Genomic DNA, 25,480 nt, shown 5'->3' on the forward strand with positions numbered 1-25,480 from the left:
CAGTCTGACTCCCAATCTAAATCGTATGGCATTCGGAGTTTGATAAGGTTCGGTAACCTGGTAAGGCCCCTAGCCTATTCAGTGCTCTACCGCCATACGTCATCAATTGAGGCTAGCCCTAAAGCTATTTCGGGGAGAACCAGCTATCTCCGTGTTCGATTGGCATTTCACCCCTACCCACAGCTCATCCCCTGCCTTTTCAACGACAGTGAGTTCGGGCCTCCAGTAGGTTTTACCCCACCTTCACCCTGGCCATGGGTAGATCACACGGTTTCGGGTCTACAGCATGTAACTCGTCGCCCTTTTCAGACTCGCTTTCGCTTCGGCTCCAGCTTCTCGCCTTAACCTCGCTACATACCATAACTCGCCGGTTCATTCTACAAAAGGCACGCTGCCAGCCGAAGTCCGAGGTCAGATGTCCGATGTCCGATGCATGTACTCCTTTTAAGAATACCTGGATCGGACTTCGGATTTCGGACCTCGGACCTCGACCTACAACTGCTTGTAAGCGCACGGTTTCAGGTTCTCTTTCACTCCTCTTCCGAGGTGCTTTTCACCTTTCCCTCACGGTACTTGTTCGCTATCGGTCGCTAAGAAGTATTTAGCCTTGGGAGGTGGTCCTCCCTGTTTCCCACGGGGTTTCACGTGTCCCGCGGTACTCAGGATTCCCTCACAGTTTGATTCCCTTTCGTTTACAGGGGTGTTACCTTCTCTGCCCGAACTTTCCAGTTCTGTTCAGCTAGGGAATCATTCTTAATAGAGGGTCCTACAACCCCCTACCCGAGATCAGAATTCCGATGTCCGATGTCCGATATAAGCATTCCTCTTGAGATTCAGCTTAAGCTCGGACTTCTGACTTCGGACCTCGGATCTCGAGTAGGGTTTGGGCTGTTCCCGTTTCGCTCGCCGCTACTCAGGGAATCGATTATTCTTTCTCTTCCTCCGGGTACTTAGATGTTTCAGTTCCCCGGGTTGCCTTCGTTAACCTATGTATTCAGTTAACGATAACCGGATATGACTCCGGTTGGGTTGCCCCATTCGGGTATCCACGGATCAAAGCCTGCTTACGACTCCCCGTGGCATTTCGCTGTTAACCGCGCCCTTCATCGACTCTTAGCGCCTAGGCATCCACCGTACGCCCTTAGTAGCTTGACCTATTGATCGCTACTTCTAGGTTGATTTGAAACTTACGTTTCAAAGTGAATTCTTTCGACTTTTTACTAGATTATTTCCTCTATGCAGTTTTCAAAGAACATTACGCGATGCGCGAAGTTCGAGGCGCGATGTTCGAATCGAAGTTTTAGCCTTTGGGCTAAAACAAGATCGTTATCTTACTTCTATATTCACGTTCGCTGAAAAATATAGGATCGGTAGTCAAACATTTCTGCTTTAACTTCAATCCCGTCTGACTGAGTTTCCATTTCACAAAACCCTTCGTCCAACTCCCGTTATCCTTTCGGATCTCGGACATCGGACTTCGGACCTCGATCATCTGGTCTCTCAAAACTAAACAACAGCTCTTACCAATGAGTTGCCGATCCCTCGGCATGAGTCTTGCGACTCTAATGATCTCTCGCCAGACGTTAAGTCCTTTAAAAGAATCGACCATTAGGATAAAACCAGAGATTCTTTCGATGTCTTAGCACTCGTCTCCTTCGTGCCTCGCGCATCGAGCTTCAAACCTCGATTTGGTTCTCCTTAGAAAGGAGGTGATCCAGCCGCACCTTCCGATACGGCTACCTTGTTACGACTTCACCCCAATCATCGGCCCCACCTTCGACGGCTAGCTCCAATCCAGAGGTCAGAACTCAGATGCCTTTTCAGAGATCGGTTATCAGAGGCCAGATGTCAGATGCATGTAGTCTATTTAGACTAACTCTACTCTGACCTCTGGCTTCTGACCACTGACTTCCGTCTTGGCTTCTGCCCTCTGTCCTCTGGACCGGTTACCTCACCGGCTTCGGGTGTTGCAGACTTTCGTGGTGTGACGGGCGGTGTGTACAAGGCCCGGGAACGTATTCACCGCAGTATGCTGACCTGCGATTACTAGCGATTCCGACTTCATGCAGGCGAGTTGCAGCCTGCAATCCGAACTGAGACCGGCTTTCTCGGATTTGCTCCACCTCACGGCTTTGCTTCCGTCTGTACCGGCCATTGTAGCACGTGTGTAGCCCAGGACATAAGGGGCATGATGATTTGACGTCATCCCCACCTTCCTCCGGTTTATCACCGGCAGTCTGTCTAGAGTGCTCGCCATTACGCGTTAGCAACTAAACACAGGGGTTGCGCTCGTTGCGGGACTTAACCCAACATCTCACGACACGAGCTGACGACAACCATGCACCACCTGTCTCTACGCTCCCCGAAGGGCACTCCCTAGTTTCCTAGAGATTCGTAGGATGTCAAGCCCTGGTAAGGTTCTTCGCGTTGCGTCGAATTAAACCACATGCTCCACCGCTTGTGCGGGCCCCCGTCAATTCCTTTGAGTTTCAACCTTGCGGCCGTACTCCCCAGGCGGAGTGCTTATTGTGTTAACTGCGGCACAGAAGGGGTCGATACCCTCTACACCTAGCACTCATCGTTTACGGCGTGGACTACCAGGGTATCTAATCCTGTTTGCTCCCCACGCTTTCGCGCCTCAGCGTCAGTTACAGTCCAGAAAGTCGCCTTCGCCACTGGTGTTCCTCCACATATCTACGCATTTCACCGCTACACGTGGAATTCCACTTTCCTCTCCTGTCCTCAAGATCCCCAGTTTCCGATGCACTCTCAGGGTTGAGCCCTGATCTTTCACACCAGACTTAACGATCCGCCTACGCGCCCTTTACGCCCAATAATTCCGGACAACGCTTGCCCCCTACGTATTACCGCGGCTGCTGGCACGTAGTTAGCCGGGGCTTCCTCCTTGGGTACCGTCATACTGACTCAATATTTTCAAATCAGTCATTCTTCCCCAAAGACAGTACTTTACAATCCGAAGACCTTCATCATACACGCGGCGTTGCTCCGTCAGACTTTCGTCCATTGCGGAAGATTCCCCACTGCTGCCTCCCGTAGGAGTCTGGGCCGTGTCTCAGTCCCAGTGTGGCCGTTCACCCTCTCAGGCCGGCTACTGATCGTCGCCTTGGTAGGCCTTTACCCCACCAACTAGCTAATCAGACGCGGGTCCATCCATAATCGGTAGCATACTCAGAGGCCACCTTTCCTTAAACACTGATGCCAGCATCTAAGATTATCCGGTATTAGCCCTCGTTTCCAAGGGTTGTCCCGGCTTTATGGGTAGGTTACCCACGCGTTACTCACCCGTCCGCCACTCCGGTTGTCAGATGTCAGAAACCGGATGCCAGATTAGGGTTTTTCCCTTCTGGCTTCTGGCCTCTGTCATCTGACTTCCGGCGTTCGACTTGCATGTGTTAGGCACGCCGCCAGCGTTCGTCCTGAGCCAGGATCAAACTCTCCAAAAAAAGTTATTCAAACTTCTTACTTGAAGAAGATGATTCGCTCATGATTTATTTTGAAACTCTTTCGAGTTTCTCTCATTGGCTGTCCTTGTTGTTTAGTTTTCAAAGACCATGCGACGGCACATGAATGTGCCTAGTGTTGAATATGTCATGGATGACATTATATTCGACAAGGTCTGGGTGTCACCGGAGCCAAGACTCGAACATGGATGTTCGAGATTAGAGCGCTGGCCAAGGATGGCCGAGTGTCTCTGTAGCCAAGGATGGCGAAAAGGAACCATCGCCATGGATGGCAAGATGCCGTGATGGCGGGAGGTGACCAAAGACCATGTTTCTTAGCCGTTTACGGCCGGAATTGCATTCTATCATTTCCAACTCTCGTTGTCAATAACTATTTTTCTCAGTTCCGATCAAGTAGCTTGAAGCATAAACTCCTAGCATTTTTAATCATTGTGATGCTTCGGCACGTTTTTGGGCCAGATACACATTTAGCATTTTCAACTTCAGTTGTCAACACTAATTTGCTTCCTTTCAATTGAAAAGTTTGAAGGTCTAACCTCTTTTGATTTTTCAGTCGCTGCGCTTTTTTGGCGCTCAATTAGAATACACCTTTTAGTTTAAGTTGTCTACTGTTATTATTATCCATAAAACTCAAGAGCGTCAAAATGTTGTTTTGTTACGGTAATGCATCTAGGAAGAGCATTAACTGCCCAGTATCTGTTCTGCGCATAGCACTCCGTCCACGGCAGCAGATATGATACCTCCAGCGTATCCTGCTCCCTCTCCGCAGGGGTAAAGGCCTTTGATGCCAATGGCCTCTAAGCTGTCCCCTCTTGTTATGCGCACTGGGGAAGAACTGCGGGTTTCGGCCCCCGTCAGCAGCGCATCCGGATAGGCAAAGCCAGGCATCCACAAGCCCATCTCTTTGATAGCTTGCCGTAGCGAATTTGTGATATATTCCGGTAAAAATGAATCCAGCTCGGCGAACTCAGTTCCAGGCAGATAGGTAGGTAGTACATCACCAAAAGCTATTGTTTTGCGCTTTTGGAGAAAATCTTCCAACCTTTGCACCGGCGCTTTATATCCTCCGCCGCCTGCTGCGAATGCTGCTGCCTCTATCCTGCGCTGAAAAGCACAACCGGCAAGTGGATCTTCGCTCCCAAAATCTCCCTTCTCAAGGGTCACTAAGAGCGCAGTATTGGCATTTCTACCGTCCCGCGCGAATTCGCTCATTCCATTCGTTGTCAGGCCGTTTTCCTCTGACGTCGCCGCAACTACTATCCCCCCTGGGCACATGCAGAAAGTATATACGCCCCTTCCGTTTTGCAGATGTACTACCATTTTGTAATCAGCTGCGCCAAGCTCAGGATGCCCAGCGAAGCCGCCGTACTGAATTTTATCGATCATCTCTTGGGCGTGTTCAATACGTACTCCCATCGCAAAGGGCTTTTGTTCCATATAAACGCCGCTATTCAGTAGACTCTTAAAAGTATCACGTGCGCTATGTCCGATGGCCAGAACAACATTATCTGAAGAAACTTCGGTGTTATTCCCCTTCTCTTCAAAACGAACACCAGTTACCTGTCCTTCCTTGAACAGTATTTCTGTTACGGTTGCATTAAAGCGCACCTCACCCCCCAGGCTTATCACTTGCTCCCGAATTCTCTTAACTATTTCTTGCAAACGATCAGTGCCAATATGCGGCTTACTTAAATACATGATTTCAGGCGGCGCACCGGCCTGCACAAACTCGCTAAGCACCTTCATTTTACGAGAATTCTTCTGACCGATTTTCAACTTGCCATCTGAAAAGGTACCCGCTCCTCCCTCACCGAACTGTACATTAGTTTGGGTATCAAGAATTCCGGTCTGCCAAAACTTTAATACCTTTCTCTTTCGGCTATCTACATCGAGTCCCCGCTCCAGCAGAATGGGTCTTGCCCCTGCTTGCGCCAGAATCAATGCCGCAAACATCCCTGCTGGGCCGCAACCTACAATCACAGGGCGTTCTTTCAGCTTTTTGTCCTTGGGCACGGTATAAATAAGCTCTATTTCTTTAGAGATACATTTGTCCTTGTTCATTGAAATGACTTCGTTTTCGCCTCCTGAAACACATACAAGAACGGTCATATTGAAATGAATGTCCTGTTTGTTACGAGCATTTACCGTGCGTTTTGCAATACTGATGCGCTCTATACGACTATGCTCAATTTGCAACCTTTTTGCTACAATGTCCTCTAACATTTTTAAATCATACGTTAGCGCTACTATTAAGTCAGTAATTTTAATCATTGTATTCTCCTAACAGATTAAGTTGATGGACTACAAGCAAACAATGCTATTTACATTTGCCTTACAACAGGCTAACCCATGCCTGACTTAATGGACATGGGTTAGTATACTACAATAATTAGCCTAGGGGTATAGTATAAGGCTTTTCACAACTTCCAATGCAACTTAACACAGGGTAACGGTTCTTTTACTTAATTCTTTCGGAACTTTTCCTCTCAGCGCCGTTCAATCTCTTCATCCGTCAAGTCAAATTCAAGAGCGTATTCTCTGCCAGTGATCACCCCCTGGGCATATTGTTACCATTCGGATTTATTGTAATAGAGGGGGAGATAATAAGACCAGCTATCTTCAATTATGAAGATCTAATACGAATACCATCAAAGACCTTTACCGCTAGAGTGCTCAGGTATTGGAATAGAAAAGGATACGGCTACAACGCCGTATATACTATAAAGATCAAAGTGGAATAGTTTTCGTAGACTCACTCCGCAGTTCTAGCCTACACTAGTATGCCTCCTTCAAGACAACTGATGTTTCCACCTGACGATCCGGAATATTCCAATACTTTCTTAACAAGCTGTTTTTTTCTTCCCTTGAAACAACCCTAAATCCATGTTTCTGATAAAATTTAATAGCCCAATCGGCTGCAGCCCATGTACCGATTAGGATTGGCTTACTCGTTAATGTTTTGAGATGTGATAATAGTTTACCACCTATTCCTGAATTTCTTTTAACAGTTTGGACATAAGCATGTCGGATCAAGGTAACGTCATTAACCGGTTGAATACCCATAACTCCAAGCAGTTGACCGTCCTCTTCGTAACCCCAAAACTCAACACCTTCCTCTATTTGGTGTTGAAGCTCTTCTTTCGTCATATACGGTTCTTTCCATCGATCAACCGGAATGATGCCCCGGTAAGCTTGGGCAGCGTCATTAATTATAACAAAAATCTTGTCACTCTCACTCAAATCACAGAGTCGAATCATATCTAACTCTCCTTTCAAATAGGCAACCTTTTGCTGTCACCCTAGACCCACCGTTACAAGACCTGATCCTCAAATAGTGTAATATGAATTTCCACGCTGAGAGAGACCAGATTTTTTGGTCTCTCTTTGCCAATTTACTATTTAGAATTATGCTCTATTCTCCCTAAGGATAACGAGAGCTGATTACTTTCCTTTTTCCATGGCAGTATTAAATTGATAGTTTCCTAAAATCTAGATTCAACGGATATTATGGAATGAATGCAAGGGTTTACTAGCTCCTGAAAATATTCGGGTTTTTACTGTTCTTCGGTTCGGTTCATTATTATTCATTCCACTCCCCCATTTCCGAACAATTTAAACGAATTGTTTCATAACGTACATTCCCTCGAGATTGATTATATACTTGCAAACTAAAGATCCCTTATAGTAAACCATACAAAGTGTTCAGTTATGGATAATTATACACTAATCATTTAGAGAAGGAGTGAGAAATATGTCTAGAGAATCAAAGCAGCAAGCATTATTGAATTTGCATAACGTCGGAAAAACCTTCATAACGTCTGCAGGTACTTTCAATGCTCTCAAAGGAATAAGCCTGACCATTAATCAGGGAGAATTTGTTTCCGTAGTCGGAAAGTCGGGCAGCGGTAAATCAACGTTGATGAATATGATCGCAGGGATTGACAAACCAACCTCCGGAGAAATCATCCTCGGAGAAAAAGCCATTCACGCCATGAGTGAAAATCAGATATCAAAATGGCGCGGTAAAAATGAAGGGGTGGTATTGTCGGCCCCCCCCGCTGGAATTTGCGCCATCGATCTCTGGTTATGTGATCTGGCTGGTGATTGTCATCCTCTTCGCTGCCTTGGCTAGCTTCTATCCCTCCTGGAAGGCTTCTCAGATGCCAGTAAGCAATGCTCTTTCCTATGAGTAATTCCGCATCCGCTCCATCCCGAAAATTCATCTATGGCAATGACTTAAACGTCCCTGCATTCTTACAGGTCCTTGATTGCCCGTAGTACTATTGGCAGGAAAAACTCTAATTATAGTATCCGGTGTCAAAGATGCCGCCGTTGGGAAAGAGAGAGTTCCTGAAAAAGTAGGCGGAGTTTGTGGGGATGGATATAGTTTGAGAAAGGTGTAAACAAAATTACTTCAAGACATACTAACTGCATTCGAGAAAGGACAGTAATTCATAACTTAGCCACAAATTTTTTAAGGATTGGAGGTAGCCTAATGAAGATAACGGCCGATAACGAAAGAGCTGTATTTGAATTACTTTATAAGTACTGGGTTGATCAGGAATCGTTCGAAAATCTTAAGCAAGAAATTTCTTTTTTAGATCCTCAGCAATTGGGTATCAATGAGAATAATATCGAGGCAAACGATATCGCAAGGCAAGTAGCCGAACCATTACTATACTGAAAATAAAGTGGTAAGTAACAAGGTCAAAGTGTTTGCGATTGTTAACTGCGGGTTTCCCGAACCAGAAATAAACCTTGAGGCAGTCAGAGTGATCAAGAGCTATAGCCAACATATCAATGCGGAGTTCTGTTTCGGCGTGCTGATCGGAGCAGGCCCCATGATGGTTGCCGCTAAAGACGCACCTTTTATGAAAAAACCCATTCAAAAGCTTCAGGACGCCTTTTCAGCAATTGCAGAGAACATCAAACATGCGCAGGTTACCAGGACTGATAATATCTATATTGGCCTTAATTTCCTATTCTTTAGACACATGTTCCTTTTCTTTGGCGATAGAGGCTGGGTTACAATGGCTCGCAAAAACGGCTTAAAAAAAATCGAGCTTTACAAGAAACCATACTGTTAAACGAATAATCCTCTTCACTAGTCGAACAAGGTGGTGCTTCGCGTCAAGCGGCATACGCCTTGTTCTTTTCTTTATACTAGTCAGAAAGTATAACTTTCAGTTGTATACTTTCTGGAAACATTAGTGCAACTATGGCGACCGCCTGCGCCTGAAGTCTTGGCGCTAACCAAGTTTTCTATATCGCTCAGCGAGTGAACACTTTTACTGTCTTCTTCATCAAAAACTCCGGTAAGGCTCTTCCGATCAGTTGCTTAGACGTAGTTCCTTAAGCCTTAATATCTAACATCTCTTAGGAATAAGCCTTTTGCTTGGGCTAAGGGTCCTGCTTCCCATCGTTTCTTTTCATTTAATATTTTTTCAACCTCTTTTGGTTTAAGATTACCTTTACCTACTTCGATAAGCGTTCCGACAATGATTCTCACCATATTCCATAAGAAGCCATTCCCATTAACCTCTATGTCTAAAAGTCCATCCTTTTCTATTATATTAATGTAATTGATCGTTCTGATCGTCGATTTGTCACTGTTTTTTATGTTCGTAAAACTTTGGAAATCATGACTGCCAATTAAGACCTCCGTAGCTTTTCTTATTTCGCTTAAATCAAGTTTCTCCGCAAGATGATATGTATACTTTCTATTAAATACATCCCTAAACTTTTTGTTATTTATTCTATAGACGTAGGTTTTTGACTTAACATTATATCTGGCATGAAATCGCTCAGGTACCTCTTCGATAGATTTAACCCCTATATCCTCAGGTAAATACTCATATAAATAATCTAAGATAGTGTCGGTAGTAAACGTAGATTTTGTATGAAAATTCGCGATATAATTTTCAGCATGTACCCCTGAATCCGTTCTTCCACAACCCACTATCTGAATTGCTTCTCCTGTCATTTTAGATAAGACAGCTTCGATTTTACCTTGTATCGTTAGATCCGTCTCTTTTTGTTTTTGCCATCCTTTATATTTGAAACCGTCATAGCTTATAGTCATTTTTAAATTTCTCATATGTGCCACCTTTTATTTATTTACGTTCCCCATGTTTGCATTTGCCTTAATTTAACTTTCCCCATAACCATGTATGCATACATGTTAGTATACTACAATAATGTTCCTAAGAGATATTTTAAGTGAGGTTTAATAATTTTTAGTTTTGTAATAGTCTCGCCATAGAAACCTAAAATCATCCAACTAAGCTCATTTAGTTACTTAATTAATTTTACCATATCGTGAAACTCGATGATCCACTTAGTTGAAGTATTCACTTCCTACGTCTGCAATCCATCATGACGTTATGATTTAGGACCTTTTCAGAAAGTTCTTGTTTAGAAATAGAAGAGTCTTCATCAGATGAGTCTAATTGTTCCGTCGCAGGAGGCAAAAAACGATCGTTTCCTTTGCTGGTTTGATCGAGATAGCCTGAGTTTTTAAGGACAATGTATGCTGCTCTAAGCTTCCGGGGCAAAAAGTAAAGGCCATCAATCTTTAAAGGTTTTCCTGCACCAGGAAGGTTATTGGAATCACCTCTCGCTATGGCTTCCAGAATTCTCCGTTCCGTTAGAATACTAAAGACATCCTTCATGTTGCTATCCCCTCACAATTACAAATTTATTTGTTTTTGTATTATATGATGAACAACATGTGTTAGGCATTGTACTTCATGCTTCTACAGTTTTTAATAATACCCTTTTAAGTTCATTTAAGAACTCCTTGGGATCGTTTGGTCTTGCAGCAATTCAAATATAAGCAGCGCAGGCGCTGCGTTTTATCTTTTCAGGAGATTGTTCGCCAATGTTCATTTTACTCCTCTAGTTTTTTACATTGTCCATAGCTTGAACACTTAAAACCTTTGTAGGTTCGTCATTATCCATTCTCATTTTCAGGCATATATTTCACTCTCGCTTATACAATGACTAATAGGAGCTATTAGATGATAGTTCGTTCTTCATCTCTGAGAAAATCAGTACTACAACTAAGAACTGATGTTAGTTATAACACTTGTCGAGAATGGACGGGATCTGATTCATGGGGGTGTAATAATTATAGATAATTCAAGACGCATCCAAACCTCAGTTAATACATTTACCTATAATTACAGGGATAACCTATCTTTCGTCTCAACTTTAAAAGAACTCACTAACATGAAAAAGATTCTCTTCATCTGTATCGGTACGGATCGAGCAACGGGTGACTGTCTGGGACCACTGGTTGGGACAAATTTAAAGCGTCTGGGTTATACGGTATTAGGGACACTGGATGAACCTCTACACGCCCAAAACCTGATTCAAGAACTCAAAAAGGCTTCGACCCTATATAATCCTGATATAGTCCTAGCGATTGATGCCTGTCTAGGTAAACTTGAAGATATCGGTAAGATTACCCTTTCCAACTCCCCTTTAACGCCAGGAGCAGCTGTTCATAAGTATTTGCCCACAGTAGGTGATATTTCGATTATGGGGATTGTCAATATAGGTGGCTTTTTTGAGCTTCAGGTTCTGCAGTGCACTCGCCTTCATACGGTGATGAAGCTTGCCTCAGATATCACGCATCTAATTTGGCAGGCAGTACCTGCCTCTCGTAGGGATTCTTTAGTTAATAACAGAAATAACCAGAGTCAGTGCTCCTAGAGTTACCGGCCCGTACCGTTTTCAATATCAAGGATTTTAGGTATTCTACACTGAGCAAATTGATAAGAGTGTTTGATTTGACAGGAAACTACTTTCCCCTACACATAATCGCACGATTTGCAATTGCAATATCGTGCGATTATGATATGATGAAATCATCTAATATTTTGGACAAGGAGTGGTTTGTATGCTTATTACGGCGACTGAATTTAAAAATAACATTGGGAAGTATTTAACACTCGTTAATGAGGAGGACATTATCATCACGAAGAATGGAAAGGGTATTGCAAAACTCTCTCCTTTAAAAGAAGATAAGGTAAAAATGGTGGAATCATTGTTTGGTATTATTCCCAATGATATGACTCTAGAACAGGCAAGAGAAGAAAGGTTAAAAAAATATGAACGTATTGATTGATACAAATGTCATGCTTGATGCTTTGATGAATCGTACTCCTCATAATGTCTCTGCCGAAAAGATTTTTAGGTATGTTGCGGAAGATAAGTTAACTGCATCCATAACTGCAAGTTCTGTAACCGATATTTACTATTTCCTTAAAAAATATTTTCATGATACCAATCAAGCAAAGCAGATACTTTCAACAATTTTCAACATACTTGAAGTTATTGACGTTACAAGAAGTGACTGCGAGAAAGCACTCAGTCTGTCAATGGATGATTATGAAGATGCTTTGTTGGCAACTTGTGCCAAACGTAGGAGGCTTGAGTTAATCATTACTCGCAATCTAAAAGACTTCGCAGAGTCACCAGTTACAGCAATTACACCCGATGACTTCTGGAGTAGTATCATTTTAGTTAAGTCAGAAAACTCGTAATTCTGGTAAGAATAGGAAAAACGAAAGAAGGTAAATCCAGATGCGAGAATACGACAAAGACTTCAAACAAGAGGCCATCAAGTTGTCTTACGAATTAGGGACGACGGCTGCCTCAGAGAAACTGGGGATTCCAGTAACAACGCTATACTCATGGAAAAATCAATCAAAACGGTATGGAGAAGTAAGTTTTGTTGGCAGCGGACATAAACGTATTGACCCAAAAACAGCTGAAACCAAAGCAATGGAAAAGAAGATTAAAGACCTTGAAGCCGCCAATGATATTCTAAAAAGGGCCTTAGGTTTTTTCGCAGAGAGCCAAAAGAAATAGCTGCACGAGAGCTTTTTCATTGGATGTGGTTTCACAAAACTAAAGAGAAAACCAAGCACAGCATAAAAACCATGTGCAGAGTATTACTGGTTAGTGAAGCCGGATATTATAAGTGGTTAAAAAGGCAGTCCAAGCCTTACAAATACGAAGAACTTTTGGCTAAGATCCTTCAAATTCGTGCGGACAACCCGGACTATGGAGCATACAGGATTTATCTCCATTTAAAACTTTATCAAGGCTATACCGGTAGCTATTATGTAATCCTTAAGCTCTGTAAAATCAACCATCTTATGCTCAAGAAGAAACATCACTGTAGAGGAATAACCAAAGCAGATCTAGCCGCTCAAGCCAGTGCCAATCTCATCAAACAAGACTTTTCTGCAGTATCACCCAATCAAAAATGGCTTGGAGATGTCACAGAAATCCCAACGGCTGACGGAAAGCTTTATTTAGCCGCCGTATTGGATTGTTTCGATGGAAGTATCGTGGGATTTAAAATGGCAAATCACATGAGAGCCGAGCTATGTGTCGAAGCCTTTACCTCGGGTGTTAAGAGGTATCAAGCCTATGGGATGGTCTTTCATTCGGACAGGGGTAGTCAATACACAAGCGGGATCTACCGTCAAGCACTCGCCCAGCATGGTGCGAAACAGAGTATGAGCAGTACTGGTAAATGTTATGACAATGCCAGAATGGAGTCCTTTTTTGCCACATTAAAGAAAGAAAGCATCTATAAATTCAGAACCGAAACAATGAGTATGGAAAAGATTAAAAGCATAGTGTTTAGATTTATAGAAACCTATTACAATCGGAAACGAATTTACACTCCAAACGGAGGTTATCCGCCCCTAGTAATGCGTTCACAGTATTATCGAGAGCGTTTACCCCAAGCGGTGTAACAGTTAAGAGGCTTCGCCTCTTGAGTTTATCGCTTTTTGGTTCTCCTAAGGATAGAAATAAAGATACCAGGGTGATTAAATATATCCCCTGGCTATCCTTAGCAGAACTCTACCGGCCGCTCGTGTTGCTCTCCAGCATTTCACTATCCTGCCTGTAGATAAGAGCCAGTTATATTATAACCATAAATTGGTACTAAAATTACGAGTTTAGGGACTAAACCAAATTTGACAACTCCATTCCTTACTAATTATTTTTAGTTATTTCGATTAAGTCTAATTTTGATATGTCATCAATAAAATTTATTTTCATAGTAAATCTCGACTGTTTTAACTATACGGTCAATTTGATTCTATCTTCCTATATTACGAAGGCAAAGAATGAACAAATTAATGTTGAAACTCAGATCAATCTCCCGGAGAATAACGCCGTATCCGATATGGACCTTTGTGTAATTTTTGCTAATGCCATTGAAAATGCTATTAATGCTTGCAATAGCATCAACATCGAAAATGACAGAACCTTAAAAATCGTCTCCAAAGTCAACAATAATAAGCTCTACATACAAATCACCAACAGCTTCGATGGCACGATCATCTTTGTCGACGACATGCCGGTAAGCACGGAGGAAAATCATGGTCTTGGTACGAAAAGCATTGCAGCGATAGTACAAAAATACGCCGGCGTGTATTCCTTCACAGCCGAAGACAGAGTCTTTAAAGCAAGCATTATTCTATAGTTGCGTACTGTAGTAAGGTAACGCTTAACGAACTTCTCCCCGAAACGTGAAACTAGACCTTGGAGAGATTTTTCTCTTCTAGGTCTAGTTTTCGTTTTAGCTTCGATTAACTTTGTCGAATTGTTTTCCTCTAAGTTCTCATTGTAGGCTTTCTTTCACTAACGTTTCCTCCGTTTACCGTAGCATAAAATACTTCAATTAAATTGCCTTCTGTATAAAACAGACTTATATTGATTATTCGTTTGATGGATGTAAAAACCTTGAGGAGAGCAAGAGAAAAAGCGAGACTTCAAATATCTCCTCAAGTATTTTATTTATACGTTTTCGTTGCAATAATTTAGGTCTAAATAGTTTACTGGTTTTGTTTTCACGCCCCTTCATTTTTACGGATAGTGTCAGTATCTGTATCTGTTTGCTTACCCAGCAAAAGTGATATCGCTTTCGTTCATTCGCTTACTGCCTACAATGTTTTACTACAAGTGTTAATATTTCCAATATTATCACAAATTCTTCATTAACTGTCTAAGTATAATAAAAAATTTTAGGATTAACCAACAAAGAACGACGATCTTGGTCGCAAAAGCACTTATCGAAAAATCTTGCCATGGTAGCTATTATTTTGTTTGAATCATGTTGAAGAATTATTTGATCAACATGATGTTTTTTTATTGATGAGAGCAGCTAGTAATTGGTAACTTATCACATATGATTGAGATCAGGTTTTAGGGCACGAAAAAAGCTCCTCCGAAGAGAAGCTTTAAAGTTCATATGGTGGGTTTGAGAGGACTCGAACCTCCGACCCCCGCGATGTCAACGCGGTACTCTAACCAGCTGAGCTACAAACCCATATGGTGCCGATGACCGGAATCGAACCGGTACGGGGATTAATCCGCGGGATTTTAAGTCCCGTGCGTCTGCCAGTTACGCCACATCGGCATGAATCGTTTGGAGGCGGCACTCAGATTTGAACTGAGGAATAGAGGTTTTGCAGACCTCTGCCTTACCACTTGGCTATGCCGCCAAGAAAATGAAAGTGGAGCGGGAGACGAGATTCGAACTCGCGACTTTCACCTTGGGAAGGTGACACTCTACCACTGAGTTACACCCGCAAATTGATTGGTGGGCCATCCGCGACTCGAACGCGGGACACCCTGATTAAAAGTCAGGTGCTCTAGCCGACTGAGCTAATGGCCCATAATTTGGTGGGCAGGGATGGATTCGAACCATCGTACCTCGCGGAACAGATTTACAGTCTGTCGCCTTTAACCACTCGGCCACCTACCCATGTTAAACGTTTTGGCTTTATTAGATTCCATACAACGAAATCCCTCCTCCATATTCCGTCATCCTTTCGGATTTCGGGCATCGGATTTCGGAATTCGATCATCTGGTCTCTCAAAACTAAACAACAGTTCATACCAATGAGTTGCCGATCCCTCGGCATGAGTCTTTCGACTCTAATGATCTCTCGCCAGACTTGCGTCCTTTAAAAGAATCGACCATTAGGATAAAACCAGAGATTCTTTCGATGTCTTAGCACTCGTCTCCTTCGTGCCTCGCGCATCGAGCTTCAAACCTCGATTTGGTTCTCCTTAGAAAGGAGGTGATCCAGCCGCACCTTCCGATACGGCTACCTTGTTACGACTTCACCCCAATCATCGGCCCCACCTTCGACGGCTAGCTCCAATCCAGAGGTCAGAACTCAGATGCCTTTTCAGAGATCGGTTATCAGAGGCCAGATGTCAGATGCATGTAGTCTATTTAGACTAACTCTACTCTGACCTCTGGCTTCTGACCACTGACTTCCGTCTTGGCTTCTGCCCTCTGTCCTCTGGACCGGTTACCTCACCGGCTTCGGGTGTTGCAGACTTTCGTGGTGTGACGGGCGGTGTGTACAAGGCCCGGGAACGTATTCACCGCAGTATGCTGACCTGCGATTACTAGCGATTCCGACTTCATGCAGGCGAGTTGCAGCCTGCAATCCGAACTGAGACCGGCTTTCTCGGATTTGCTCCACCTCACGGCTTTGCTTCCGTCTGTACCGGCCATTGTAGCACGTGTGTAGCCCAGGACATAAGGGGCATGATGATTTGACGTCATCCCCACCTTCCTCCGGTTTATCACCGGCAGTCTGTCTAGAGTGCTCGCCTTCACGCGTTAGCAACTAAACACAGGGGTTGCGCTCGTTGCGGGACTTAACCCAACATCTCACGACACGAGCTGACGACAACCATGCACCACCTGTCTCTACGCTCCCCGAAGGGCACTCCCTAGTTTCCTAGAGATTCGTAGGATGTCAAGCCCTGGTAAGGTTCTTCGCGTTGCGTCGAATTAAACCACATGCTCCACCGCTTGTGCGGGCCCCCGTCAATTCCTTTGAGTTTCAACCTTGCGGCCGTACTCCCCAGGCGGAGTGCTTATTGTGTTAACTGCGGCACAGAAGGGGTCGATACCCTCTACACCTAGCACTCATCGTTTACGGCGTGGACTACCAGGGTATCTAATCCTGTTTGCTCCCCACGCTTTCGCGCCTCAGCGTCAGTTACAGTCCAGAAAGTCGCCTTCGCCACTGGTGTTCCTCCACATATCTACGCATTTCACCGCTACACGTGGAATTCCACTTTCCTCTCCTGTCCTCAAGATCCCCAGTTTCCGATGCACTCTCAGGGTTGAGCCCTGATCTTTCACACCAGACTTAACGATCCGCCTACGCGCCCTTTACGCCCAATAATTCCGGACAACGCTTGCCCCCTACGTATTACCGCGGCTGCTGGCACGTAGTTAGCCGGGGCTTCCTCCTTGGGTACCGTCATACTGACTCAATATTTTCAAATCAGTCATTCTTCCCCAAAGACAGTACTTTACAATCCGAAGACCTTCATCATACACGCGGCGTTGCTCCGTCAGACTTTCGTCCATTGCGGAAGATTCCCCACTGCTGCCTCCCGTAGGAGTCTGGGCCGTGTCTCAGTCCCAGTGTGGCCGTTCACCCTCTCAGGCCGGCTACTGATCGTCGCCTTGGTAGGCCTTTACCCCACCAACTAGCTAATCAGACGCGGGTCCATCCATAATCGGTAGCATACTCAGAGGCCACCTTTCCTTAAACGCTGATGCCAGCATCTAAGATTATCCGGTATTAGCCCTCGTTTCCAAGGGTTGTCCCGGCTTTATGGGTAGGTTACCCACGCGTTACTCACCCGTCCGCCACTCCGGTTGTCAGATGTCAGAAACCGGATGCCAGATTAGGGTTTTTCCCTTCTGGCTTCTGGCCTCTGTCATCTGACTTCCGGCGTTCGACTTGCATGTGTTAGGCACGCCGCCAGCGTTCGTCCTGAGCCAGGATCAAACTCTCCAAAAAAAGTTATTCAAACTTCTTACTTGAAGAAGATGATTCGCTCATGATTTATTTTGAAACTCTTGCGAGTTTCTCTCATTGGCTGTCCTTGTTGTTTAGTTTTCAAAGACCATGGCTGTGGCTCAAACAGGGATGTTTAGGCCAGAAATACATCTTAGCATCTTAAACTCTAGTTGTCAATGACTAATTGAAACTCAGTTTTGATCAAGTAGCTTGAAGTATGATCTCCTTGCATTTTCGATCACCTTGATTCTTAAGCCCGTTTGGGCCGGAGACAGATCGTAGCATTTTCAACTTGTGTTGTCAACAACTAATTTACTTTTAAGGCATCCGGCTCTGCGCTTCATCATTGACAGACGTAGCTTTTTGCCTGCACCAAGTTCAAACATGTCTGCATATACTTGGGCTGTTGGTGATGAATTCCAGCGTTTAATTATAGTGCAGAATTGTTTTACCAATTCTGCACTACAATTAAACTTCATAATATAATAGGTTCTAGTGTTGAAAAGACCATAGACTATCCGTTCCATTAAATATAAAACACTTGCTAAAAGACACTCAATTGTCCGAATGCCTTAAGGTTTATTACGATAAATAATCTTCCCGAATAGGGCAGAATACCTCAATGGCCATGGAATTTTCGATCACATCGGCACCATGCTCAGTATCCCCCGGTATACACCAATTATCTCCGGGATGGATATCAAATTTTTCCTCACCAATGGTAAGGATTATTAATTCGCCCGGATTGATGAAGTAATGAAAAGTTTACTAGGCCAAAAATGAATTCAACCCACCTGAATGGTGGGTTGAATTCATTAATGATGAAGGGAATTGTTGTTCTTTACATATTTATTGCACTTTTCTTAAAAAGTTATAATGCTTTTTTTTCGATTAGGTAATGATAATTTGGGATGCTTAAACCTCTATATCATGACTGCCTTTAACTTTTCCACAAGTGGAATATCTGCAGGGGCAAAGTCATATAAGTCTAACTCATGGTGATTAACCCAAGCGATCTGGCTGTGCACTTTCAACGTTAAGGCTCCCGATATCCACCTGCACCAGAAAGCCAGCAGTTTGATGGTTCCATTATGATACTCGTAGATACTTTCACCGAAGAACTCTGAAACATCGATCTCTACATCCAGTTCTTCTTTGATTTCTCGTTTTAAGCATTCCTGAGGAGTCTCTCCGGGTTCCGTTTTACCACCTGGAAACTCCCACTTGCCTGCTAAATTTTCTCCAGGTGCCCTTTGAGCAATCAAGACTTGGTTATCTTTTAAAATGATTGCTGCTGTTACTTCCTTCATAGTCTCATCCTTTAGTTCTAAGCTTTAGCTCTAAATTTTCTTTTTTGCCCCGGTCTAGTAAAGCAGTGCTTCAATCCTAATAATCCTGTGATCTTATGGTTATTAGGCACCTGTACGTCAACATTAAGTTCTTCTCTTACTTCTCGTTTTATGCATTTTCTAGAGTCTCTTTGCCACCTCGAAATAAGTTACTAATTAGAAAAAGTGAGTTAAGCAGTTTATGGGACCATTCTAAATCGGAGTTTTTTCTTCTTTTCGACTATTTTAAAAAGGAATTTTACTGTCGCAGTCGAATTAAGAAGTAATAGTATTATCCAGAAGTAATAGTATTATCCAGATTTAATTGTTAAACTATAAGAAGAGGAGAGCTAGATGGATAATAGTACTTTTCATTCCCAACGGAAATGGAACATCGGATTTATTCTATTTCTTACGTTGTTAATCGCTCTTCTGTCTCAAATAAGTATCCGTCTTACCCTACTCCTGACTCTAGGAATATGCTTGGGTTTTGTCTTACAAAAATCCCGTTTTTGTCTTGTGTCTGCTTTGCGTGATCCAATCTTAATCGGTATGACCCAACTCACTCGAGCCTTTCTGTTGCTTTTAGGGATTAGTATCCTTGGCTTTGCGCTGGTTTCCTGGGGAGCTGCGCAGAGAAATATCCCGTTGAGCCTTAATGTTTTCCCCTTAGGCGTGCATACCCTTGTCGGTGGTCTGTTGTTCGGGATAGGAATGGTGTTGGCTGGCGGCTGTTCAACGGGAATTATAATCCGTATTGGGGAAGGTTTTGCCATGCAATTAGTGGCTTTTTTCGGTTTAGTTGTGGGCTCTGTTGTAGGAGAGCGATCGGTGATAAACTGGAGAAACGCCTTTGGTGAATGGCCGGGGATCTTCTTGCCGGATGTGTTAGGTTGGGTTCCAACCCTTATTCTGGAGATAATTGCATTGTCCGCCTTATGGCAGTTGGCTAGATGGTGGCAAAAAAAACAATTAGGGGAATAGGTGAACGACTATGACTCGTTTTGCACTTGATATATGGGGAGAAATGTGTCCAATTCCCCTGATTAAAGCAAAAAAAAAGTTATTGTCCATGCAATGCGGTGATATTTTGGTCCTTGAGACTGAACACAGTTGTACCTCAAGGGGTATCGTCGTTTGGGCAAAAGCCAATCGATATATTATTGAAGAGAAAGAAGTTGCGAATGGAATATGGCGCCTTGAACTGACGAAAACGCATGATTAGAGAGAGTGTGAAGCGATGAGAAAGACTTTACAGACAATCATCCATGGTCCTTGGGCTTATTGGATAGGGGCCATTATTTTAGGTCTGCTCAATATTCTTGTGCTAATCGTGAGGGGTCAACCATGGGGAGTTACTTTAAATATTGAAATTTGGGCGGAATGGATCGGTACTAACCTTGGTATTCTTACAGACCGAGGCTTTACATTTGAGGAATTAATGGCTGCCTCGGGAACCTATTTGAACTTCGGGTTGTTGCTGGGTGCTTTTTGGTCAACCTTGGTCGCTTCGCAGGTTCGCTTTCGGCCCATTCGTGATAAAAAGTTCTTTTTTTCGGCTTTAATCGGGGGACTGCTCATGGGATACGGAGCACGAATTGCTTATGGTTGCAATGTAGGCGCCCTGTTGAACGGAATTGCTTCTAGCTCTCTGACCGGATGGATTTTTGCAATCGCAGTCTTTTTGGGAGCTTGGCTAGGGTCAAAACTTCTCCTTAAATATTTAATGTAAAGAGACAGCTCGCGCTGTCTCTTACATTTGTATCTATGTTCAACAAAGACAGCTTTCTTCAGGATTGGTGAGGAATTTAATAAATAGCTTTGCCTTAGTCGTAAGTGGGCGATTATTAGGATAAACAATATTAAAGATAAGAGGCATATCCATGTCGATAATCCTTAGAACTTTAAGAGTCCCCGTGTAAGCTTCTTTGCGAACCGCCAGTAATGGCATAACCGATCCACCTAACCCAGCCTCAACGGCAGATTTAATGGCATAGATATTCTTCATCTCGGTAATCACGTTCAGCTGATTCACCGAATAGCCATGACGCGCTAAAGCTGTTGCCAAAATTTTTCGTGTGCCAGATCCATCTTCTCGCATAATTAGCGGGTGTTTCAAGAAGTCTTGCAGGGATATAACTCCTTCAGCGGGATGCTGGGGAGGGACAATCAGCACTAATTCGTCCGAAGTAACATGCAGCGATTTGAGTGTAGAAGACTCTGTGTCGCCTTCCACAACCCCTATATCAACGACATCCGACATAACCATACTCAGAACCTCTTCGGCATTGGCAATATTTAAACAAAGCTCGACCTCTGGGTATTGTTCTTTAAATAAATAGATCGAGCAGGGAAGAGAGACATTTCCGATGGTGGTACTTGCCCCAACCACGACTTGATTGTTTTCATGCTTGAAGACGGTTTCGATTTGTTGTTCCATTTCGTCTTGAAGGTCAAGGATTTTTTGTGCATAGTTATAAAAGACTTCGCCAGCCTTGGTAAGCGTCACGCCCTGTGGAGTCCGGGCAAACAATTGCCCTTGGTAGAATTCTTCTAAATTTTTAACGTGTGTGCTAACAGCCGGTTGGCTCATGTGCAATAACTTTGCTGCTTTAGAAAAACTTTGCTGGCGCGTTACCATACAAAAAATCTTGAGCTGGTTACTATCCAATCTAATTTCACCATCCTCTAGTTTCTAAGGATATAACGTATATTAGTATTGTATAGCCAAGCACTTTAGAATTCAATCAATTTAACGTTCGTTCAACATGTTCACTCTCCTCCCGAAGAAGGTTTATCCTTCGAGACATCATGGCATTTATGGCAATCATCGGAAGACTGTTTATCCGGGTCCTGGCGGCATTGACTGTCAAGAACCTGCGGAATTAGATATTTTTCTCCATTCGTTTTACGGTAACTGAACCATTTAGCGTCTTCCAGACGGACGTAAGCTAATTCCTCGCCCTTTGCCGTCTTCAGAACGACATCCCCCATTTCGAGAGGGGGAAAGACTGGATTGATGCGGGCTTCCACCCAGGCCATGTCGGATTTGTCCGTTATTTTCCACTCAATAGGCTTACTAACCGTACTTCCATGGCAATCTCGACATTGGATTTTCAACGCATTCCATTCAGAGTAGTACATCTCCCCGTCTCCCATGGTCTCTTGGCGGGTATGGCAGTCGATACAGTCCAAATTGACTTCGCATTTGGTAAAGACCAATCCCGGGGAATATACATTCTGCCAACGCGTCTCCAAGCTCTCCTTGTCCGGGGGGGGCGAAGCTTTAACACGCTCTAAATCAGGGCGAGGAATAAAATCCATAGTGTCGACTTTATAATCCCCCTGATTATGACATTGATTACACTGAGTGTAGGGGATTTGCACGGTCAGAGAGTGGGATATCCCATAACCTGACTTTGACTTGGGGATCGTGACATCCTTTCCCTCATAGGTGTGCTGTGGATTACTTAGCACATGACAGCTCTCACACCCGTTGGCCTGGACTTTTTGCCCCGGTAGTTCTCCCCCAGTCAGGTGGCAAACTGCCAAACAGTTCTGCTGGAATTTCTGCTCTTCCCCACGATGGTTAAAAGGCGCTGGAAAATCAGCAGCGGTCTCCCCGGGTTTTAACAGCACCCGTGGCGGGATGTCCAGCCCGTGCATATACCTAGTCATGGAGAGTTCCCCCCCTTTACTGGCCATTAAGGCAGTGGTAAGCAAATCCACCTGATTGTCAGCCTCTTGCCGATTTCCACTATGACATTGCCCAACTTCCGAGTTACCTCCGCAACTTAAGCGGGCCACCTCTAACCGACCAGGGTGCCCCCCGCCATACATCCCCTCATGGGCCGTCTGCTCATCCACAGACAAGGCATTCCCTCCGTGACAAACTGTACACCCAAGACTATCACTGGGGTGAGATTCCGAAATTTCTTCAATCCCCATATGACAAGTGGTGCAACGTTCAATGCGACCGTTTGATAGGCGTATCTCCTGCAGAGCAGGCTTCTTATCCTGCCACTCTGTAATTTCCTGTTCTAATTTCTTTACTTGCCCTTCCCCTTGAGCTATAGACATAGCCCCCTGAAGTTCTTCAATCTGCGCTTGGAAATACTTTGTTTGCCAGTCCTGCCAAGGGGAAGAGCGAAACGAATCGACCGCTAAGGAAACCATAGTGAAGCAAAAGATAATTGCTAACCCCAAAAGTATTATTAATCGCGATCGCTTGGTCATGTTGGAAAATCCTCCTTCACCCCATAAACATATATAAGAAAGTTAATCCTACCCAAACCAAACTCAGGATCAGGAAAATTATCCAAGCCCTCCTCTTGCCCACTTTTTGCCCCCACCAAGGCAGGGTTAATAGCATTGCCATAGACAGAAGAGGTATAACCCACCCACTCAGCCACGCCGGGTACCGTTGTAACAACCATTGGATTGCGCCAAATACCCAGGGGGCTTTGGATATGCTTACCGCCGCAGCCCTTGGCGAGCTATCCAAAGGGACTTTCAGTCCAGCAGTTAACGCAAATAAAAGGCCCAACCAAAGAAAAGTGCTAATGTATTCCCTCACCTGCAATTCGATCAAGGGTACTTTTTCCCGGCGTCCGCTGTACTCAACTTTTTCTGGTACTTGAAGCCCGTCGCTTTCTATTGGGTCCATGTATTCTCACCTCACGTCCATATACAAAGGCTTCCTTACAAAGGTCGAACCCCTCCGCCTCGCCGGATCCGCCAAAAATGAAACATCTGCAAAAACCCAGCTGTACCTGACAAAATAAAAACATGCCAGACAAACATATTTAAGGTACTGCCGTTGAGGGGCGAAGGTTGGCCAAAAAAAACGGTTGCCAAACCTTGTCCACCCGGTAAGGACGTGAACAGAGCTTGTCCAACGGTTGCCGCGGCCCCGCTTTCTTGCCCCCCGCGAAGCAGATAACCGGAATAATCTAAGATCACTGTCAAGCCAAAAAGCACTACCCCCGTAATCCAATTAAGCTCGCGTAAAGGGCGATAAGCCCTCGACCAAACAACCCGTACCATATGCAGAAAAACGCTAATCACCATCATCTGGCCTGCCCAGAAATGCAAGGATCGGGTAAATCCCCCGTAAGGCAGCACGGAATCTATCTCACTAAGAGAAGCAAAAGCCCGATCTCCAGGCTGGTAATAGAACAAGAGTAACACACCAGTTATAGTTAATACTATAAAGGCCAAAAAGGAAAACCCGCCCAAACAGAATGTGGCTCTCAAGCGCAGAGCACCCGCCTTTATTTGGCGGGGGCGAATATGTCCCGTAAAGGAATTGTTTCTTTGCTTTCCCATCTAATTCTCCCTATCCAGCTTACTCAGAATTGCCTGCTGTCTCATTTTGTCTACCGATTTAAGACCAGCTGCATTGGCAGTCAAGAAACTACTACAGTCATCTCTCCTTCTATACCACTGGTTGGTGCAAACGATAAAAACCGTCTTCCTCCTTCACTTCCGCCCGCACCAAGGGACTCACCGCCGGACCTGATAAAGGTTGGCCATCCCTGTTGAAGCGGCTACCGTGACAGGGACAAAGCCACTGATTCTGTTCCAGGTCGTAGCTCACCTCACACCCCAAATGAGTACAACTGGCCCACATCGCTTCCAGTTCATCGTTTTCTTGCCGCAGCCAAAAGCGGGTTTGGCCAAGTCGTTGCCAATTAATATTTAAGGGCATCTCACTACTAGCAATTCCGGCCTCGGCTAGCGGGTTTTCTTTAGCTCTTAAATAGCGACTGACAGGGTATAGACAACCTAATCCAAGCACTAACAAAGTTTTCCTCCCTAGACTTAAGACCTGGCGCCTGCTATAGAGTGACCGATCAATTGTCAAAAAGGTCCACCCCTTTATCTAAACAGCTGTCCAGTATACACAACGAAATAGCGCAAACTCAATCCCCCAATGACTACCATCCCGCAAACTGGTAAAATCACATTTTTGTGCTTTGTGATACCATAGAATGATAAAAGCAAGGGAACTAATAATCCTACACCAACAACGCCTAACCAGAACAGGGCAGCCATACTTCCACTAAAGAAAATAGGGTCAACCGATAGATAAAGAATGGAGATTAAAATTATCTCAAGCATAATTAGAATCATATCAACTTTTTTATAGGCTGTTAGATCCCCGCAGTTAAACGCTCCAATCAAGGTTGCCGCTAAACCAGTCGAAGCAGCAGACACTAAAAATAGTATCGGCAAGAATGGAACCGCCTCAATACCAAGAAAAGGTGTGTACCAGAAGTTATTGGTGGTTACCGCGGATAATAAGAAACCAGTGTAAGTCGCGGTCCCAATAGAAAATAACACTCCCAAGACGGCAACAGGTTTACGAAACGATTGAAGGCCCTGGCCAACAGAAGTAACGGTTACTTCTGAGTTAGCAGACGTAACCTTTAACTGTTTTTGTGCTGCAGCACTCGACCAGACAAGATACCCATAAACAACTGACAAGGCTGTGAAGCCCGAAACGATAAAGACGCCGATTGACATGACCGAGCCCATATTCACATTCAGAAGAAGTTTCCAAAAACTTAATGGACGACCTAAGTCAACAATTAATAACCCCAAACCGACGATAATACTGACTACAGCAATATAGGCCCCGGACCGAATTACCTTTAGAAACTGCTTTTTGCTGAAAAGGTCCGTCAAAGCAGCAGTTAAAAATGCTCCGCCGGCAATCCCGGCCAGGAATAAATAAACAGCAATCAATCCGCCCCAAGCGACTTCATTGACACTAACACCCCATATAACATCCACC

Annotated in this window: 25 protein-coding genes, 6 tRNA genes, 3 rRNA genes and 1 pseudogene (1 of these 35 only partly in view); 13 read left to right on the forward strand and 22 right to left on the reverse strand. The window is 44.2% G+C overall.

The window, feature by feature from the left end:
• From ACYQ3Q_RS04925 to ACYQ3Q_RS04935, 3 genes are all read right to left on the reverse strand, one after another.
• Positions 1–1,155: ribosomal RNA gene (locus ACYQ3Q_RS04925) — 23S ribosomal RNA — on the reverse strand; it reaches 2,348 nt to the left of the window's first position.
• 157 nt (positions 1,156–1,312) lie between these two features.
• Positions 1,313–1,609, reverse strand: coding sequence for a hypothetical protein (locus ACYQ3Q_RS04930; RefSeq protein WP_459927521.1), 297 nt, complete (start codon positions 1,607–1,609; stop codon positions 1,313–1,315).
• A gap of 93 nt (positions 1,610–1,702) precedes the next feature.
• A 16S ribosomal RNA gene (locus ACYQ3Q_RS04935) occupies positions 1,703–3,464 on the reverse strand.
• The 16S and 23S rRNA genes sit together here, the layout of an rRNA operon.
• Before the next feature lie 108 nt (positions 3,465–3,572).
• On the opposite strand from ACYQ3Q_RS04935, the gene ACYQ3Q_RS04940 reads away from it, so the two are divergent.
• Positions 3,573–3,767 (forward strand): hypothetical protein, encoded by a 195-nt coding sequence (locus tag ACYQ3Q_RS04940; RefSeq protein WP_459927522.1) that lies wholly within the window; start codon positions 3,573–3,575, stop codon positions 3,765–3,767.
• A gap of 396 nt (positions 3,768–4,163) precedes the next feature.
• On the opposite strand, the gene ACYQ3Q_RS04945 is transcribed toward ACYQ3Q_RS04940, so the two are convergent.
• Both ACYQ3Q_RS04945 and ACYQ3Q_RS04950 read right to left on the reverse strand, forming a co-directional pair.
• Positions 4,164–5,753 carry an NAD(P)/FAD-dependent oxidoreductase gene (locus ACYQ3Q_RS04945; RefSeq protein WP_459927523.1) on the reverse strand — a complete coding sequence of 530 codons (1,590 nt, stop codon included), beginning with the start codon at positions 5,751–5,753 and terminating at the stop codon, positions 4,164–4,166.
• A 504-nt stretch (positions 5,754–6,257) separates the two neighbouring features.
• On the reverse strand, positions 6,258–6,740 hold the full coding sequence (locus tag ACYQ3Q_RS04950) for a GNAT family N-acetyltransferase (protein ID WP_459927524.1): 483 nt from the start codon (positions 6,738–6,740) through the stop codon (positions 6,258–6,260).
• Between the two features lie 493 nt (positions 6,741–7,233).
• Here ACYQ3Q_RS04950 and ACYQ3Q_RS04955 point away from each other — a divergent pair, with 493 nt between their 5' ends.
• Positions 7,234–7,614, forward strand: a complete 381-nt coding sequence (locus tag ACYQ3Q_RS04955; protein WP_459927525.1) for an ATP-binding cassette domain-containing protein — start codon at positions 7,234–7,236, stop codon at positions 7,612–7,614.
• Between the two features lie 87 nt (positions 7,615–7,701).
• Here the strand turns inward: ACYQ3Q_RS04955 and ACYQ3Q_RS28700 are convergent.
• Positions 7,702–7,863 (reverse strand): annotated as a pseudogene (locus ACYQ3Q_RS28700) (YoqH family protein); the annotation flags it as partial.
• 114 nt (positions 7,864–7,977) lie between these two features.
• Between ACYQ3Q_RS28700 and ACYQ3Q_RS04960 the strand changes: the two are divergent.
• Both ACYQ3Q_RS04960 and ACYQ3Q_RS04965 read left to right on the forward strand, forming a co-directional pair.
• Entirely contained in the window at positions 7,978–8,166 is a 189-nt protein-coding gene (locus ACYQ3Q_RS04960) for a hypothetical protein (RefSeq protein WP_459927526.1), read from the forward strand.
• 28 nt (positions 8,167–8,194) lie between these two features.
• Entirely contained in the window at positions 8,195–8,569 is a 375-nt protein-coding gene (locus ACYQ3Q_RS04965) for a hypothetical protein (RefSeq protein WP_459927527.1), read from the forward strand.
• A 272-nt stretch (positions 8,570–8,841) separates the two neighbouring features.
• Here ACYQ3Q_RS04965 and truA read toward each other — a convergent pair whose 3' ends face one another.
• Together truA and ACYQ3Q_RS04975 are read right to left on the reverse strand one after the other, a co-directional pair.
• Positions 8,842–9,579 carry a tRNA pseudouridine(38-40) synthase TruA gene (gene truA, locus ACYQ3Q_RS04970; RefSeq protein WP_459927528.1) on the reverse strand — a complete coding sequence of 246 codons (738 nt, stop codon included), beginning with the start codon at positions 9,577–9,579 and terminating at the stop codon, positions 8,842–8,844.
• Between the two features lie 253 nt (positions 9,580–9,832).
• Positions 9,833–10,153 (reverse strand): DnaJ family domain-containing protein, encoded by a 321-nt coding sequence (locus ACYQ3Q_RS04975; protein WP_459927529.1) that lies wholly within the window; start codon positions 10,151–10,153, stop codon positions 9,833–9,835.
• A 400-nt stretch (positions 10,154–10,553) separates the two neighbouring features.
• Here ACYQ3Q_RS04975 and yyaC point away from each other — a divergent pair, with 400 nt between their 5' ends.
• From yyaC to ACYQ3Q_RS05005, 6 genes are all read left to right on the forward strand, one after another.
• On the forward strand, positions 10,554–11,198 hold the full coding sequence (yyaC, locus tag ACYQ3Q_RS04980; RefSeq protein WP_459927530.1) for a spore protease YyaC: 645 nt from the start codon (positions 10,554–10,556) through the stop codon (positions 11,196–11,198).
• 187 nt (positions 11,199–11,385) lie between these two features.
• The gene (locus ACYQ3Q_RS04985) at positions 11,386–11,613 is read left to right on the forward strand and encodes a type II toxin-antitoxin system Phd/YefM family antitoxin (protein WP_459927531.1); all 228 of its coding nucleotides are present in this window, start codon (positions 11,386–11,388) and stop codon (positions 11,611–11,613) included.
• Complete coding sequence (locus ACYQ3Q_RS04990) at positions 11,597–12,031, forward strand: type II toxin-antitoxin system VapC family toxin (protein WP_459927532.1); 435 nt, start codon at positions 11,597–11,599, stop codon at positions 12,029–12,031. The genes ACYQ3Q_RS04985 and ACYQ3Q_RS04990 overlap by 17 nt, the downstream gene beginning before the upstream one ends.
• A 40-nt stretch (positions 12,032–12,071) precedes the next feature.
• The gene (locus tag ACYQ3Q_RS04995) at positions 12,072–12,359 is read left to right on the forward strand and encodes a transposase (RefSeq protein ID WP_459927235.1); all 288 of its coding nucleotides are present in this window, start codon (positions 12,072–12,074) and stop codon (positions 12,357–12,359) included.
• 23 nt (positions 12,360–12,382) lie between these two features.
• Positions 12,383–13,258, forward strand: a complete 876-nt coding sequence (locus tag ACYQ3Q_RS05000) for an IS3 family transposase (protein WP_459927236.1) — start codon at positions 12,383–12,385, stop codon at positions 13,256–13,258.
• 284 nt (positions 13,259–13,542) lie between these two features.
• Positions 13,543–13,995: an ATP-binding protein gene (locus ACYQ3Q_RS05005; RefSeq protein ID WP_459927533.1), complete on the forward strand. Its 453-nt coding sequence runs from the start codon at positions 13,543–13,545 to the stop codon at positions 13,993–13,995.
• A 769-nt stretch (positions 13,996–14,764) separates the two neighbouring features.
• Here ACYQ3Q_RS05005 and ACYQ3Q_RS05010 read toward each other — a convergent pair.
• From ACYQ3Q_RS05010 to mutT, 8 genes are all read right to left on the reverse strand, one after another.
• A tRNA-Val gene (locus ACYQ3Q_RS05010) sits at positions 14,765–14,841 on the reverse strand.
• 3 nt (positions 14,842–14,844) lie between these two features.
• Positions 14,845–14,931: transfer RNA gene (locus ACYQ3Q_RS05015), tRNA-Leu, on the reverse strand.
• Between the two features lie 10 nt (positions 14,932–14,941).
• Positions 14,942–15,016, reverse strand: a tRNA-Cys gene (locus ACYQ3Q_RS05020).
• A gap of 13 nt (positions 15,017–15,029) precedes the next feature.
• A tRNA-Gly gene (locus tag ACYQ3Q_RS05025) sits at positions 15,030–15,104 on the reverse strand.
• Between the two features lie 8 nt (positions 15,105–15,112).
• Positions 15,113–15,189: transfer RNA gene (locus ACYQ3Q_RS05030), tRNA-Lys, on the reverse strand.
• Positions 15,190–15,195: 6 nt separating this feature from the next.
• A tRNA-Tyr gene (locus tag ACYQ3Q_RS05035) sits at positions 15,196–15,279 on the reverse strand.
• A 312-nt stretch (positions 15,280–15,591) separates the two neighbouring features.
• Positions 15,592–17,353 (reverse strand): 16S ribosomal RNA (locus tag ACYQ3Q_RS05040).
• Between the two features lie 923 nt (positions 17,354–18,276).
• Complete coding sequence (gene mutT / locus ACYQ3Q_RS05045; RefSeq protein ID WP_459927534.1) at positions 18,277–18,663, reverse strand: 8-oxo-dGTP diphosphatase MutT; 387 nt, start codon at positions 18,661–18,663, stop codon at positions 18,277–18,279.
• Positions 18,664–19,035: 372 nt separating this feature from the next.
• On the opposite strand from mutT, the gene ACYQ3Q_RS05050 reads away from it, so the two are divergent.
• The 3 genes from ACYQ3Q_RS05050 to ACYQ3Q_RS05060 are packed head-to-tail and all read left to right on the forward strand — an operon-like array spanning position 19,036 to position 20,413.
• Positions 19,036–19,665: a YeeE/YedE thiosulfate transporter family protein gene (locus ACYQ3Q_RS05050; RefSeq protein WP_459927535.1), complete on the forward strand. Its 630-nt coding sequence runs from the start codon at positions 19,036–19,038 to the stop codon at positions 19,663–19,665.
• 10 nt (positions 19,666–19,675) lie between these two features.
• On the forward strand, positions 19,676–19,906 hold the full coding sequence (locus tag ACYQ3Q_RS05055; protein WP_034145422.1) for a sulfurtransferase TusA family protein: 231 nt from the start codon (positions 19,676–19,678) through the stop codon (positions 19,904–19,906).
• Positions 19,907–19,921: 15 nt separating this feature from the next.
• Entirely contained in the window at positions 19,922–20,413 is a 492-nt protein-coding gene (locus tag ACYQ3Q_RS05060) for a YeeE/YedE thiosulfate transporter family protein (protein ID WP_459927536.1), read from the forward strand.
• A 39-nt stretch (positions 20,414–20,452) separates the two neighbouring features.
• On the opposite strand, the gene ACYQ3Q_RS05065 is transcribed toward ACYQ3Q_RS05060, so the two are convergent.
• The 6 genes from ACYQ3Q_RS05065 to nrfD all read right to left on the reverse strand — a co-directional run bounded on the left by ACYQ3Q_RS05065 (position 20,453) and on the right by nrfD (position 25,479).
• Complete coding sequence (locus ACYQ3Q_RS05065) at positions 20,453–21,352, reverse strand: selenium metabolism-associated LysR family transcriptional regulator (RefSeq protein WP_459927537.1); 900 nt, start codon at positions 21,350–21,352, stop codon at positions 20,453–20,455.
• Positions 21,353–21,453: 101 nt separating this feature from the next.
• On the reverse strand, positions 21,454–22,917 hold the full coding sequence (locus tag ACYQ3Q_RS05070) for a hypothetical protein (protein WP_459927538.1): 1,464 nt from the start codon (positions 22,915–22,917) through the stop codon (positions 21,454–21,456).
• A 16-nt stretch (positions 22,918–22,933) separates the two neighbouring features.
• Complete coding sequence (locus tag ACYQ3Q_RS05075) at positions 22,934–23,347, reverse strand: hypothetical protein (RefSeq protein ID WP_459927539.1); 414 nt, start codon at positions 23,345–23,347, stop codon at positions 22,934–22,936.
• Between the two features lie 35 nt (positions 23,348–23,382).
• Positions 23,383–24,009, reverse strand: coding sequence for a cytochrome b N-terminal domain-containing protein (locus tag ACYQ3Q_RS05080; protein ID WP_459927540.1), 627 nt, complete (start codon positions 24,007–24,009; stop codon positions 23,383–23,385).
• Between the two features lie 109 nt (positions 24,010–24,118).
• Positions 24,119–24,481, reverse strand: a complete 363-nt coding sequence (locus ACYQ3Q_RS05085; RefSeq protein ID WP_459927583.1) for a QcrA and Rieske domain-containing protein — start codon at positions 24,479–24,481, stop codon at positions 24,119–24,121.
• 80 nt (positions 24,482–24,561) lie between these two features.
• A complete protein-coding gene (nrfD, locus tag ACYQ3Q_RS05090) occupies positions 24,562–25,479 on the reverse strand; it encodes an NrfD/PsrC family molybdoenzyme membrane anchor subunit (protein WP_459927541.1) in 918 nt (305 codons plus the stop codon).
• Position 25,480 lies beyond the last annotated feature (1 nt).

It is taken from the genome of Desulfosporosinus burensis, from assembly GCF_054657535.1.